Below are 12681 nucleotides of genomic sequence, written 5' to 3' on the forward strand. Positions count from 1 at the left end.
CCATAACCACAGCCGGGGGTTAGGATTCCGGGCCTGCCTTTCGGCGCATCCCGGAGTGACAGAAGGCCCTTTACCCTGCGACGAACGTTAACTCGGCAATTGCCCGAGAACGGTCTATTTTCACGGGCAAGGGCAGAATCGTTTTGGGAGGACCTCTCGATGAATCTGACTGAGCTCAACAGGATTGCGACCGCCATGGTCGCGCCCGGCAAGGGCATCCTTGCCGCCGACGAATCCTCCGGCACCATCAAGAAGCGTTTTGACGCAATCGGCGTGGAATCCACGGAAACCAACCGCCGCGACTATCGCGAGATGCTGTTCCGCTCCAAGGAGGCCATGAGCCAGTACATCTCCGGCGTGATCCTCTATGACGAGACGATCTGGCAGGACGCCAAGGATGGCACGCCGCTGATCAGGCTGATCGAAGAGACCGGCGCCATCCCCGGCATCAAGGTCGACGAAGGTACGCAAGCCTTGCCGATGTGCCCGGGCGAGCTCGTTACCGTCGGCCTCGATAAGCTCGCCGAGCGCCTGAGGAAATATTACGAGCGCGGCGCGCGCTTCGCCAAATGGCGCGCGGTGATCGACATCGGCAGCGGCATTCCCTCGATGACCGCGATCAGCGTCAACGCCCATGCGCTGGCGCGCTATGCCGCGCTGTGCCAAGCCGCGCAGATCGTGCCGATCGTCGAGCCGGAGGTGCTGATGGACGGCGATCACGACATCGATCAGTGCTATGAGGTGACGCAACGCGTGCTCAACACGACATTTCAGGAGTTGCGCGTGCAACGCGTCGCGCTCGAAGGCATGGTGCTGAAACCGAACATGGCGATCTCAGGCAAGAAGTGCGCGAAGCAGGCTTCCGTCGAGGAAGTCGCGGAGAAGACAGTGCGGCTGCTGAAGGCCTGCGTGCCGGCGGCGGTGCCGGGCATCGCCTTCCTCTCCGGCGGCCAGTCCGACGAGGAGGCGACCGCGCATCTGAACGCCATGCACAAGCTCGGCCCGCTGCCCTGGAGCCTGACCTTCTCCTACGGCCGCGCGCTCCAGGCCGCGCCGCAGAAGGCCTGGTCCGGCAAGGCCGAGAACGTCGCGGCCGGACAGCGTGCCTTCAGCCACCGCGCGCGGATGAACGGCCTTGCGTCCAAGGGCGAATGGCAAAGCAGCCTGGAACAGAAGGCAGCCTAGATCTTGTCGAACAAGCCGCCTCCGCCGCGCCCGGCGCCGCGTCTCTATCTCGCGACGCCTGTTGTCGATAATCCGGCATCGCTCGTCGCCGAGCTGCCTGCCCTGCTCGCCTCTGCCGATGTCGCCGCCGTGCTGCTGCGGCTGAAGGAGACCGACCAGCGCACCATGATCTCGCGCATCAAGGCCTTCGCGTCCCCGGTGCAGAAGGCAGGGGCCGCGTTGCTGATCGACGGCCATGCCGAGCTGGTCGCGCGCGGCGGCGCCGATGGTGCGCACCTCACCGGCCTTGCCGCGCTGGAAGAGGCGGCGCCCTCGCTCAAGCCGGATCGCATCGCCGGCGTCGGCGGGCTTGCCACGCGCCATGATTCCATGAGCGCGGGCGAGATGGGCGCCGATTACGTGCTGTTCGGCGAGCCTGACGCCAAGGGGCAGCGTCCGTCGTCACAGGCGATCGCCGAGCGGCTGGACTGGTGGGCCGAGCTGTTCGAGCCGCCTTGCGTCGGCTTTGCCACCTCGCTGGAAGAGGCTTACGACTTCGCCGCCAGCGGCGCCGATTTCGTGCTGGCCGGCGAGTTCATCTGGGCCGATCCGCGCGGGCCCAAGGCCGCGCTGATCGAGGCCGATGCTGCCATCAAGAAGGCCCATGCGACGGCGCCGGCTCGCCAGGAGCACGGCTAGCACCGGACATGAAGCTCCCGCGCATCACCATTCTGGCCACGCTGCTGCTCACAGGGCCTGCGGCGGCGCAGCTCCAGATCACCCCGCCGGCCACAACGCCGAGCGCGGCACCTGAGAAACCGAAGCCGAAGCCGCACGCGCTCACCAACAAGAAGGAGGCTGCACCGGCGCCGAAACCTTCAGCCTCCCCGAAGCCGGGCCCCTCCTCCAAGCCGGCCCCGGCCGCGACGGTGATCCCCGCGCCGCCGACCGACAATTCCAATGTCGATCTGGTGTTCGGCGCCTACCAGCGCGGGCAGTACAAGACGGCATTCGAGCTCGCCACCGCCCGCGCGCAAGGAGGCGATCCCAAGGCGATGACCATGCTCGGCGAGCTCTATTCCAACGCCATGGGCATCCGCCGCGACTACGCCAAGGCGCAGGAATGGTACAAGCGCGCTGCGGACGCCGGCGACCGCGAGGCGATGTTCGCGCTTGCCATGCTGCGCATCTCCGGCCGCGGCGGCCCGGTCGACAAGGGCGAAGCGGTCAAGCTGATGGCGTCCGCCGCCAAGCTCGGCGAGCCGAAGGCGGCCTATAACCTCGCTTTGCTGTATCTCGACGGCCAGACCTTGCCGCAGGACGTCAAGCGGTCCGCCGAGCTGCTGCGCCAAGCCGCCGACGCCGGCCTTCCCGAGGCGCAATACGCGCTCGCGACCTTCTATAAGGAAGGCACCGGTGTGCCGAAGGACCCCGAACGGGCGGTGCGGCTGCTCCAAGCCGCTTCGCTCGCCGACAATATCGATGCCGAAGTCGAATATGCCATCGCCATGTTCAACGGCACCGGCACGCCGCAGAACCAACCGGCGGCTGTCGCGTTGCTCCGCAAGGCATCCCGCCAGGGCAGCGCGATCGCGCAGAACCGGCTGGCCTGGGTGCTGATCAACGGCATGGGCACGCCCGTGGACAAGATCGAAGGCTTCAAATGGCACCTGGTGGCCAAGACCGCCGGCAAGGGTGACCCGGAGCTCGACAAGCAATTGTCCGATCTGCCGGCCGAAGACCGGGCCAAGGCCGAGGCCGCGGCCAGGAAATGGCTTGGGACCAAATGACTTGACCTTGGCGCCCTCGCAGGGCACCCCATCCCTTAACAGGCGCGATTTCGCGCCATTTCCCCCCGATCAAGACCAGAGCTCATGCTGTACTCCGCAACGATCAATGTCATGGTGAAGGCTGCGCGTCGCGCCGGCCGCAGCCTCAAGCGCGATCTCGGCGAGATCGAGCATCTCCAGGTCTCGCTGAAGGGCCCGGCGAATTTCGTCTCGCTCGCCGACAAGCGGGCCGAGGAGATCGTCTACCAGGAGCTCGCCAAGGCCCGGCCCGGCTACGGTTTCATCGGCGAAGAGGGCGGCACCCGCGAAGGCAGCGACAAGAGCCATACCTGGATCGTCGATCCCTTGGACGGCACCACCAACTTCCTGCACGGCATCCCGCAATTCGCGATCTCGATCGGCCTCGCGCGCGAGGGCACTGTCATCGCCGGCGTGATCTACAATCCCGCTAACGACGAGCTCTACATCGCCGAGCGCGGCAAGGGCGCCTTCCTCAATGACCAGCGGCTGCGCGTGGCCGGCCGCCGCCAGCTCAACGAATGCGTGGTGGCCTGCGGCCTGCCCCATATCGGCCGCGGTGACCACGAGGAATTCCGCCGCGAGATGACCGCGATCCAGGACCGCGTCGCTGGCCTGCGCCGCTTCGGCGCCGCCTCGCTCGACCTCGCCTTCGTCGCCGCCGGCCGTCTCGACGGCTATTGGGAACGGAATCTGTCACCCTGGGACATCGCGGCCGGCCAGATCATGGTGCGCGAAGCCGGCGGCACGGTGAGCGATATCGACACGCCCGGCGATGCGCTGGTGACCGGGCACGTCGTGTGCGGGAACGAGTTCGTGCACGGGGAGCTTGTGAAGATCTTGCGGAAGTCGGCGTAAGGCGCCGCCACAGCGACGCTGCGCTCCCTCGCCCTGCAACCGGGCGAGGCAAGGGATGTGACGCGACCTGCTTAGTGTCGAACCGGCGCCGGTGGTCCGTAGGCCTCGCCTTCCTTCACCGCCGCCGGCTCCCGATCCCCGCCCAGCACGCGCTGCACCGAGACGAAGAACACCGGTACCATCAAGAGCGCCAGGATCACCACCGCGATCATGCCGCCCATCACGACGGAGCCGAGCGCTTGCTGGCTGGCGCCGCCGGCGCCGTGGGCGATCGCCATCGGCAGCACGCCGCAGATGAAGGCGAGGCCGGTCATCAGGATCGGGCGGAAGCGCAGGCGGCAAGCCTCGATGGTGGCCTCCACCAGCGGCTTGCCCTCCTTGCGCAGATCTTTCGCGAACTCGATGATCAGGATCGCGTCCTTTGCGGCAAGGCCGATGATGGTGATCAGGCCGACGGTGAAGTAGACGTCGTTGGGCAAGCTCCGCAGAGTCGCTGCGACGACCGCGCCGACGATGCCCAGCGGCACGGTGAGCAGCACCGCGAGCGGAATGGTCCAGCTTTCATAGAGTGCGGCAAGGCACAGGAACACCACGAACACAGACAGCGCCAGCAGGAACGGCGCCTGCGAGCCCGAGAGCTTCTCCTGGAGCGACTGCCCCGTCCATTCATAACCAAAGCCGCGCGGCAACCTGCCGGCGAGCCGTTCCATCTCGGCGATCGCATCGCCCGAGGTGAAGCCGGGTTTCGCCTCGCCGGAGATGCGCACAGCCGGGTAGTAGTTGAAGCCGGCGATCTGCGTCGGCCCGCGCGCCCATTCCACCGTGGCGAACGAGGAGAACGGCACCAGCTGGCCGCGGCTGTTCTTGACGTTGTAGTTGAGGATGTCCTCGGTCCGCATGCGGTCGCGGGCGTCGGCCTGCACCACGACGCGCTGCATGCGGCCGCGGTTCGGGAAGTCGTTGATGTAGTTCGAGCCGAGATTGGTCGAGATCGTGTTGTTGATGTCCTCGAAGGTGACGCCGAAGGCGCCGGCCTTCTCGCGGTCGATCACGAGATTGACCACGCCGGCCTCGGGCAGGCCTTCGATATAGACCTTCTGCAGCACGGAGCTCGCATTGGCCTCAGCGATCAGTTGATCAGCGGCGCGCATCAATTGCTGATAGCCCTTCTGGCCGCGGTCCTGGAGGCGGAACGAGAAGCCCGAGGAATTGCCGAGATTGTCGATCGGCGGCGGCTGGAGCGCTGAGATCTTTGCATCGCGAACGGAAGACGACAGGTCGCGGTTGATGTCGTTGACGATCGCGGCGGCGGAGTCCTTTGGCCCGCGTTCCGACCAGTCCTTCAAGGTGATGAACGCCTGCGCGGTGTTCATGCCCTGGCCGGAGAAGCTGAAGCCGGTGAGGAAGGTGACGTTATCGACGCCCGGCCGCTGTGCGAGATATTTTTCCACCTTTTCGATCACGGCTTCGGTGCGTGCGTAGGACGAATCGGACGGCGTCTGCACGTCGGTGGTGACGAAGCCCTGATCGTCGACGGGCAGGAAGCCGCCGGGCAGGTTGACGAAGGCCCAGGACAAGCCGACCAGCAGCGCGGCATAGACCAGCATCAGGCGGCCGGTCCGCTTCAGCGAGAATCCGACGGTTCGGGAATAGCGCTCCTTGCCGCCTTCGAGCATGCGGTTGAACCAGCCGAACACGCCCCTCTTCGCGTGACCGTGACCGGCCTCGACGGGCTTGAGCAGGGTCGCGCACAGCGCCGGCGTCAGCGACAGCGCCAGGAAGGCGGAGAAGCCGATCGCTGCGACCATGGTCACCGAGAACTGGCGATAGATGATGCCGACCGAGCCGGGGAAGAATGCCATCGGCACGAACACCGCCATCAACACCAACGTGATGCCGATGATGGCGCCGGTGATCTGCGACATGGCTTTTCGCGTCGCTTCCTTCGGCGGCAGACCTTCCTCGGCCATGATGCGCTCGACGTTCTCGACCACGACGATGGCGTCGTCGACGAGGATGCCGACCGCGAGCACCATGCCAAACATCGAGAGCATGTTGATGGAGTAGCCGGCAAGCAGCAGCGTGGAGCAGGCCCCGAGCAGTGCCACCGGCACCACGATGGTCGGAATGATGGTGTAGCGGATGTTCTGGAGAAACAAGAACATCACCACGAAGACCAGCACCACGGCCTCGACCAGCGTCGACAGCACCTTTTTGATCGAGGCTTCGACCACCGGCGTGATGTTGTAGGGAATCTCGTAGGTGATGTTCGCCGGAAAGAAGCGCGACAGCTCCTTCATCTTCGCTTCGACCGCGCTCGCGGTTGCCAGCGCGTTGCCGGTCGGCGACATCAGCACCGACAGGCCGGCGGTCGGCTTGCCGTCGAGGCGCGTGTTGAACTGGTAGCTGAGGCCGCCGACCTCGATACGTGCGACGTCGCGCAGGCGCACGGTCGAACCGTCGGCATTGGCGCGCAGGATGATGGCGCCGAACTCGTCAGGGGACGAGAGCTGGCCTTTGACCAGCACCAGCGCGGAGGTGCGCTGGCTCGACGTCGACGGCTCCGCGCCGATGCTGCCCGAGGCGACCTGCGCGTTCTGCGCGGCGATGGCCTTGTTGACGTCGTCGGCGGTCAGCCCATAACCGACGAGCTTGGCCGGATCGACCCAGACGCGCAAGCTGCGCTCGGTCGAGTAGAGCGTGGCGCGGCCGACGCCGGGAATGCGGCGGATCTCACCGAGCACGTTGCGGATCATGAAGTCGCCGAGGCCGACCTCATCGAGGCTGCCGTCGGTCGAGTTCAGCGTGATGATCTGAAGCACCGCGCTGGAGGCTTCCTCGATCAAGATGCCCTGCTGCATCACGGCGCGCGGCAGGCGTGCCTCGACGCGCTTGATGCGGTTCTGCACCTCGACCGAGGCTGCGCTGGTATCAGTGCCCGGCTGGAAATTGGCGATGATCTCGACCTGGCCGAGCGAGTCGCTGGTCGATTCGAAGTTGAGGATGTTGGCCGCGCCGTTGAGCTCCTCCTCGATCAGCCGCGTGACGCTGTTGTAGAGGTTCTCCGGCGAGGCGCCGGGATAGCTGGTCGAAACCGAGATCGAGGGCGGCGCGATGATCGGATATTGCGCGATCGGCAGCAGCGGAACCGCAATCGCACCGATCAAGCAGATGAATAGCGCAACCACCCAGGCGAAAATCGGCCTGTCGATGAAGAAACTCGGCATGGCGCGTTACCGCGTGAGCTTCTGGGCGTGCCGGTTATCCGCAGTCGCGTCCGCCTCCGACCAGGATTGCGGTTTGACCTTGTCGCCGGCCGCGAATTTCTGGAAGCCTTCGACCACGACCTTGTCTCCGGCCTTCAGGCCCTCGGTGACGAACCAGAGTCCGTCCTGCACCGAGCCGGTGCGCACCGCCTGCACCGCGATGTGGTTGTCGTCCTTGACGACGAAGACCTCGCTGCCGCCGCCGCCATTGCGCTGGATCGCCTGCTGCGGCACCGCGATCGCGTCGCTATCGAGACCCTGATCGATGCGAACGCGGACATACATGCCCGGCAGGAGCTCGCGCTTGGGATTGGGGAACTCGCCGCGCAGCGTCACCTGGCCGGTATGGGCATCGACCTTGGCGTCGGAAAACAGCAGCTTGCCGTCGAGCGAATAGATGGTGTTGTCATCGAGCACGAGGCGCACCTTGGCGGCGTCGGCCGCAATACGCTCGAGATCGCCGCTTTCGAAGGCGCGCCGGAGCTGGTTGAGCTCGGTCACCGACTGGGTGAAATCGGCATAAATCGGATCGAGCAGCTGGATGCTGGCGAGATTGGTCTCGTTCTGGACCACGAGCGCGCCCTCGCTGACCAGCGCCGCACCGACGACGCCGTCGATCGGCGCGCGCACGGTGGCGTAATCGAGGTTGAGTTTTGCGCGCGCGAGTTCGGCCTTGCGGCCTTCGACCTCGGCCTGGGCCTGCCGCTCGGCGGCGATTGCCTTTTCGTTCTCGGCCTCTGGCGCGGCGCGATCCTTGGTGAGCGCAGCGACGCGGCGTGCCTGCTGGTGCGCTTGCATTGCAGCAGCCTCGGCCTTGGCGACTGCGGCCTCGTTGGCCATCACCTCGACCTCGAATGGGCGCGGATCGATGCGGTAGAGCGGATCGCCCGCCTTCACTTCGCTGCCTTGCCGGAACAGGCGCTCGACCACGATGCCGGAGACGCGCGGCCGCACGTCGGAGACGCGGGTCGGCGCGATGCGGCCCGGCAGCTCACGCACCACCGCACGGGGCTGCGGCTTGACGACGACGATGCTGACGTCAGGATCGGCCGGCGGGGCGGCGGACACGGCGGAGCTGGACTCCTCGCAGCCCGCCAGCAGCGGCGCTAAGGCCGCGAGCATCATTGCAACGCATGCCGATCGCGCACGAAGTCCTGACATGAAGTGGGGTGCCCCGATGTTGTTGAAACTGATCATGCGCGCGCGAGGCCCGTTCTGGGCCTTTTACACGCGGCTGATGCCGCCAAAATAGAATGCATCTGCTGCGATGCAACGCATGGCGCGGGCGGCTCATTGTCACACAGCGTATGATATTGAGTTTAGGCGGTTTTTGCCCTGTCACTTGATTGTGAGTCGGGGTCCACCGCCGCGTGCTGCGACGGAACATCGCAATTACTCGGCGGCCTTCATCCGGTAGTGGCTGACGCCCCATTCGGTTCCATCAGCGTAGCCGAACAGGCCCGACGTCGCGAGGAGAAACCAACGCCAGCGCCGCATCCAGAGTGCGGTCTCCTCGCCATAGACCTTGCGCAACGCGGCCTCGATGGTGTCGCGATGCGCATCGAAATTGGCGAGCCAATCATTCGCGGTGTGTTGGTAATGCGTGCCGCTCCAGCACCATTCCTTCTCGATTGCGAAGATGTCGTCGAATTGCCTGACAAGATGATGGCTCGGCATCAATCCGCCCGTGAAGGCGCGCTGCGCGATCCAATCCTCGGGCTTCGCCGGGTTGAACAGATGTGAGCCGGAGCGATGAGTGACCACATGCATGAAGAAGCGTCCGTCGGGCGCGAGCCATGCGCGCAGGCGTGTCATCAGCTTGCGCCAGTTCATCATGTGCTCGAACGTCTCGACCGAGACGATGCGGTCGAACTGCCCCTCGGGCGCGAACACGTTCATGTCGGCGGTCACGACCCACAGGTTCGACAGCCCGCGCCGCCGCGCCTCATCCTCGACGTAAGTGCGCTGTGCCTGCGAGGCCGACACGGCCGTCACCTTCGCGTGCGGAAACTGCCGCGCGATCCACAGCGACAGCGAGCCCCAGCCGCAGCCGAGCTCGAGGATGGTCTGCCCGTCGGCAAGACCGGCATGCTCGACGGTCTGGCGTAGAGCCTCCTCCTCCGCCTCCTGCAAGGAGGTCGCGTCGTTTTTGTAGAAGCAGCAGGAATGTTTGCGGCTGGGGCCGAGCACTTGCGCGAAGAACGAAGCAGGCACCTGGTGCTGCCGGCCGCCGGCAGCATCGGCGTCCTCGGCGATCGGCCGCAGCATCATCCGCCCGGCGAAGGCGGCATCGTCGGCCGCCCCCAGCGTGGACAGGCGCGTCGCCGTGCGCGAGCACAGGCGCTGGATCGCGGCACGAATCACCACGTCCGGTAACGGCACACGTTCGGCAGTGCCGATGATCGCGGAAACGACGCTCATGCGGCCCCCGAATGGCGAGCTCTTGCAGACACCTGCCTATCAAACTATCAAAGCGCGGCTTCCGGCCCAGGTTCCCCAAGCTCTCCCCGAAATCGGCGCATCCGGCGCTTTTTTTGGGCTGGCGCTGTGCCATAGTGCGCGCCGCAAGCAAGCTTCGTAACGGATGACACCGGCCATGCCGTCTGGCACTTCCCGCTCCACCATGGATATCGAGTACACAAAACTGTCCTCGCCCAGCGTCTTCCTGGTGCGGATGCTGGTCTTCCTGGTTCTGTGTACGCTGGTCGGCGTCGTGCTCTACAAGCAGATCATCCAAGCTTTCTTCGCCAATCCCGGCCTCAACGCCCTGATCGGGGCGGTGCTGTTCATCGGCATCGTGCTGGCCTTCCGTCAGGTCATCCGGCTTTATCCCGAAGTCTCCTGGGTCAACAATTTCCGCATCGCCGATCCCGGCCTGGCCCCGGCCCGGCACCCGAAGCTGCTGGCGCCGATGGCGGCGATCCTCGGCGGCGAGCGCTCGGGGCGGATGACGATCACCCAGACCACGATGCGGCATCTGCTCGATTCGATCGCGACCCGCCTGGACGAAGCCCGGGACATTTCCCGCTACATGACCGGTCTGCTCGTCTTCCTCGGCCTGCTCGGCACCTTCTGGGGCCTGATCGAGACGGTCGGCTCGGTCGGCAAGGTGATCGACGGCCTCAAGGTCGGCGGCGATGCCGGCGCGCTGTTCGACACCTTGAAGGAAGGCCTCGCCGCCCCGCTCGGCGGCATGGGCATCTCGTTCTCCAGTTCGCTGTTCGGCCTCGCCGGCTCGCTGATCCTCGGCTTCCTCGACCTGCAATCGAGCCAGGCGCAGAACCGCTTCTACACCGACCTGGAAGACTGGCTCGCCAGCACCGTGCGCGAATATGGCAATGGCGAAGTGGCGGTCGCTTCCGGCGGCGGTGGCGTCGCCAGCGGCGAACTCCAGGCCGCGGTCGAGCGGCTGCGCTCCGTGTTCGAGGAAGGCAGCGCCAGCCGCGGCACCACCGCGGCGATGGCGAGCCTTGCCGAAGCGATCCAGGCGCTGGTCTCGCACATGCGCACCGAGCAGCAGATGATCCGCGAATGGGCCGACGGCCAGGGCGAGCAGAACCGCGAGATCCGGCGCCTGCTGGAGCGCCTCGCCCGCCAGCCCGAGAAGAGTTGAGCAGCTAATACGGAAAGGCGATCATGGCTCTTGCCCGCGCGCGCCGCAGCGAAGGCACCTTCAACTACTGGCCCGGCTTCGTCGACGCCTTATCGACGCTGGTGCTGTCGATCGTGTTCCTGCTGTCGGTCTTCCTGGTCGTGCAGTTCTTCCTGTCGCAGGAGGTCACCGGCAAGGACAAGGCGCTGGAGCAGCTCAATGCCAAGATCGCCCAGCTCAACGAGCTCCTGTCGCTGGAGAAGCTCGGCAAGCTCACGCTCGACGACCAGGTCTCGCAACTGAAGGCGGGACTTGCCTCGGCCGAATCCGAGCGCGACCGCATCAAGGGCCTGTATGAGGGGCTCGCCAATGCCGGCAACGACGCGCAAGGCAAGACCGCCGAGCTCGGCAAGGCACTGGACTCGGAGAAAGCAGTCTCGGCGCGGGCGCTGGCGCAGATCGAGGTGCTGAACCAGCAGATCAGCGCGCTCAGGCGGCAATTGGCGGCGCTGGAAGAGGCGCTGGATGCCTCCGAGAAGCGCGACAAGGAATCGCAGAACCGGATCGCTGACCTCGGTTCTCGCTTGAACGTTGCTTTGGCGCAGCGCGTGCAGGAATTGTCGCGCTACCGCTCGGAATTCTTCGGCCGCCTGCGCACCATCCTCGGCAACCGCCCCGACATCCGGATCGTCGGCGACCGCTTCGTGTTCCAGTCCGAAGTGTTCTTCGACACCGGACAGGCGACCTTGCTGCCCGAAGGCCGCGCCGAGCTCGACACCTTGGCGGCAGCGCTGATCGAGCTCGACAAGAAGATCCCGAGCGAGATCCCCTGGGTGCTGCGCGTCGACGGCCACACCGATGTGCGTCCGGTCAATGGCCCGAACTTCAAGTCGAACTGGGACCTGTCCGCGGCCCGCTCCATCTCGGTGGTGCAGTACCTGGTCTCGCTCGGCGTGCCGGCCCAGCGCCTCGTTGCCGCCGGCTTCGGCGAATTCCAGCCGCTCGATCCCGGCAACACCGAGGAGGCCTACAAGCGCAACCGCCGCATCGAGCTGAAGCTGACGGAGCGGTAGTGAGCGCCCTCCACCTCCGCCCCTACCGACCCGAGGACGAGGCGGCCGCGATCGACCTCTGGCATCGCACCTGGCAGCAGGCGTATCCGCAGATCGATTTTGTGGCGCGGCTGGACTGGTGGCGCGAGCGCTGGCGCAAGGACCTGGTGCCGAAGGCCTCTATCGTCGTCGCCGAGCAGGATGGCGCGCTCACCGGCTTCGTCACCATCGACGACGACGGCTATCTCGACCAGCTCGTGGTCGATCCCGCGCATTGGGGCTCGGATGCAGCCAGGCTGCTGGTGGAAGAAGCCAAGCGGCTGTCGCCCTCAGGCGTTACGCTGCTCGTCAACAAGGACAACGCCCGCGCCATCCGCTTCTACGAGCGCAACGGCTTTTCCCATGCCGGCGACGATGTGAACCCGACCTCGGGCCGGCCGGTGCTGAAGATGGCGTGGCGGGCGTGAGGCCTGTCACGCCGGGATCCCGCGACGTTCGTTAGTCGTTGTAGTCAGAGCAGCGATGACAAGCGGATGGAGACGATCGATGAAGCTGCGCGATCTGGCCAAGGGTTGCTCGGTCTTTCTGGGTGTCATCGTCGCCGGATATGTGTCGACGACCTATGTCGACCAGCGCTTTGCGACGCAGGTCAACACAACGAGTTCTCCGTCGAGCAGCCCTGCGCCATCGGCCTGCGTCGATGGGACGGCAGCTGGAAGAACTGGCCGTGGCCGAACGTGCCGGCGCTCTCGCCGAAGTGCCGGTAAACACGGCTCCTTTACAGACCGCTGTCATTACCCGCGCAGGCGGGTGATCCAGTATTCCAGAGACAACATTGATTGAACCGAGACGCCGCGGCGTACTGGATCGCCCGCTTTCGCGAGCGATGACACTGTGCGTGGGGCAGCGATCGCAGCGCCTCACGTCGATCGCTCAGGCTC

11 protein-coding genes are annotated in these 12681 nt (G+C 65.7%); 8 read left to right on the forward strand and 3 right to left on the reverse strand.

Annotated features, from left to right (window positions below; translation table 11 throughout):
• Positions 1-159: 159 nt before the first annotated feature.
• The 4 genes from IVA98_RS34045 to IVA98_RS34060 all read left to right on the forward strand — a co-directional run bounded on the left by IVA98_RS34045 (position 160) and on the right by IVA98_RS34060 (position 3830).
• Positions 160-1185 (forward strand): class I fructose-bisphosphate aldolase, encoded by a 1026-nt coding sequence (locus IVA98_RS34045; RefSeq protein ID WP_247304675.1) that lies wholly within the window; start codon positions 160-162, stop codon positions 1183-1185.
• A 3-nt stretch (positions 1186-1188) separates the two neighbouring features.
• Positions 1189-1863 carry a thiamine phosphate synthase gene (locus IVA98_RS34050; RefSeq protein WP_247356646.1) on the forward strand — a complete coding sequence of 225 codons (675 nt, stop codon included), beginning with the start codon at positions 1189-1191 and terminating at the stop codon, positions 1861-1863.
• Between the two features lie 8 nt (positions 1864-1871).
• Entirely contained in the window at positions 1872-2954 is a 1083-nt protein-coding gene (locus IVA98_RS34055) for a tetratricopeptide repeat protein (RefSeq protein ID WP_247304682.1), read from the forward strand.
• An 84-nt stretch (positions 2955-3038) separates the two neighbouring features.
• Positions 3039-3830 (forward strand): inositol monophosphatase family protein, encoded by a 792-nt coding sequence (locus IVA98_RS34060; RefSeq protein ID WP_247304685.1) that lies wholly within the window; start codon positions 3039-3041, stop codon positions 3828-3830.
• A 71-nt stretch (positions 3831-3901) separates the two neighbouring features.
• On the opposite strand, the gene IVA98_RS34065 is transcribed toward IVA98_RS34060, so the two are convergent.
• From IVA98_RS34065 to IVA98_RS34075, 3 genes are all read right to left on the reverse strand, one after another.
• Positions 3902-7057, reverse strand: a complete 3156-nt coding sequence (locus IVA98_RS34065) for a multidrug efflux RND transporter permease subunit (RefSeq protein WP_247304688.1) — start codon at positions 7055-7057, stop codon at positions 3902-3904.
• A 6-nt stretch (positions 7058-7063) separates the two neighbouring features.
• The gene (locus tag IVA98_RS34070; protein ID WP_247304691.1) at positions 7064-8257 is read right to left on the reverse strand and encodes an efflux RND transporter periplasmic adaptor subunit; all 1194 of its coding nucleotides are present in this window, start codon (positions 8255-8257) and stop codon (positions 7064-7066) included.
• 231 nt (positions 8258-8488) lie between these two features.
• Positions 8489-9517: an SAM-dependent methyltransferase gene (locus IVA98_RS34075; protein ID WP_247304694.1), complete on the reverse strand. Its 1029-nt coding sequence runs from the start codon at positions 9515-9517 to the stop codon at positions 8489-8491.
• A 175-nt stretch (positions 9518-9692) separates the two neighbouring features.
• On the opposite strand from IVA98_RS34075, the gene IVA98_RS34080 reads away from it, so the two are divergent.
• The 4 genes from IVA98_RS34080 to IVA98_RS34095 all read left to right on the forward strand — a co-directional run bounded on the left by IVA98_RS34080 (position 9693) and on the right by IVA98_RS34095 (position 12583).
• A complete protein-coding gene (locus tag IVA98_RS34080; protein ID WP_247278086.1) occupies positions 9693-10709 on the forward strand; it encodes a flagellar motor protein MotA in 1017 nt (338 codons plus the stop codon).
• Between the two features lie 23 nt (positions 10710-10732).
• Positions 10733-11761 (forward strand): peptidoglycan -binding protein, encoded by a 1029-nt coding sequence (locus IVA98_RS34085; RefSeq protein ID WP_247304698.1) that lies wholly within the window; start codon positions 10733-10735, stop codon positions 11759-11761.
• Entirely contained in the window at positions 11761-12207 is a 447-nt protein-coding gene (locus IVA98_RS34090) for a GNAT family N-acetyltransferase (RefSeq protein WP_247304701.1), read from the forward strand. The genes IVA98_RS34085 and IVA98_RS34090 overlap by 1 nt, the downstream gene beginning before the upstream one ends.
• Positions 12208-12286: 79 nt before the next feature.
• Positions 12287-12583 carry a hypothetical protein gene (locus IVA98_RS34095; protein WP_524536447.1) on the forward strand — a complete coding sequence of 99 codons (297 nt, stop codon included), beginning with the start codon at positions 12287-12289 and terminating at the stop codon, positions 12581-12583.
• Positions 12584-12681 lie beyond the last annotated feature (98 nt).

This window comes from Bradyrhizobium sp. 160, assembly GCF_023073735.1.
In the GTDB taxonomy this organism is placed as follows: Bacteria; Pseudomonadota; Alphaproteobacteria; order Rhizobiales; family Xanthobacteraceae; genus Bradyrhizobium.

Excerpts from the sequence above, each read along its gene's own strand:
- IVA98_RS34080 (WP_247278086.1), top strand. The coding sequence starts at position 9,693 with ATGCCGTCTGGCACTTCCCGCTCCACCATGGATATCGAGTACACAAAA.
- IVA98_RS34085 (WP_247304698.1), top strand. The coding sequence starts at position 10,733 with ATGGCTCTTGCCCGCGCGCGCCGCAGCGAAGGCACCTTCAACTACTGG.
- IVA98_RS34045 (WP_247304675.1), top strand. The coding sequence starts at position 160 with ATGAATCTGACTGAGCTCAACAGGATTGCGACCGCCATGGTCGCGCCC.
- IVA98_RS34065 (WP_247304688.1), bottom strand. The coding sequence starts at position 7,057 with ATGCCGAGTTTCTTCATCGACAGGCCGATTTTCGCCTGGGTGGTTGCG.
- IVA98_RS34060 (WP_247304685.1), top strand. The coding sequence starts at position 3,039 with ATGCTGTACTCCGCAACGATCAATGTCATGGTGAAGGCTGCGCGTCGC.
- IVA98_RS34095 (WP_524536447.1), top strand. The coding sequence starts at position 12,287 with ATGAAGCTGCGCGATCTGGCCAAGGGTTGCTCGGTCTTTCTGGGTGTC.
- IVA98_RS34070 (WP_247304691.1), bottom strand. The coding sequence starts at position 8,257 with ATGTCAGGACTTCGTGCGCGATCGGCATGCGTTGCAATGATGCTCGCG.
- IVA98_RS34075 (WP_247304694.1), bottom strand. The coding sequence starts at position 9,517 with ATGAGCGTCGTTTCCGCGATCATCGGCACTGCCGAACGTGTGCCGTTA.
- IVA98_RS34055 (WP_247304682.1), top strand. The coding sequence starts at position 1,872 with ATGAAGCTCCCGCGCATCACCATTCTGGCCACGCTGCTGCTCACAGGG.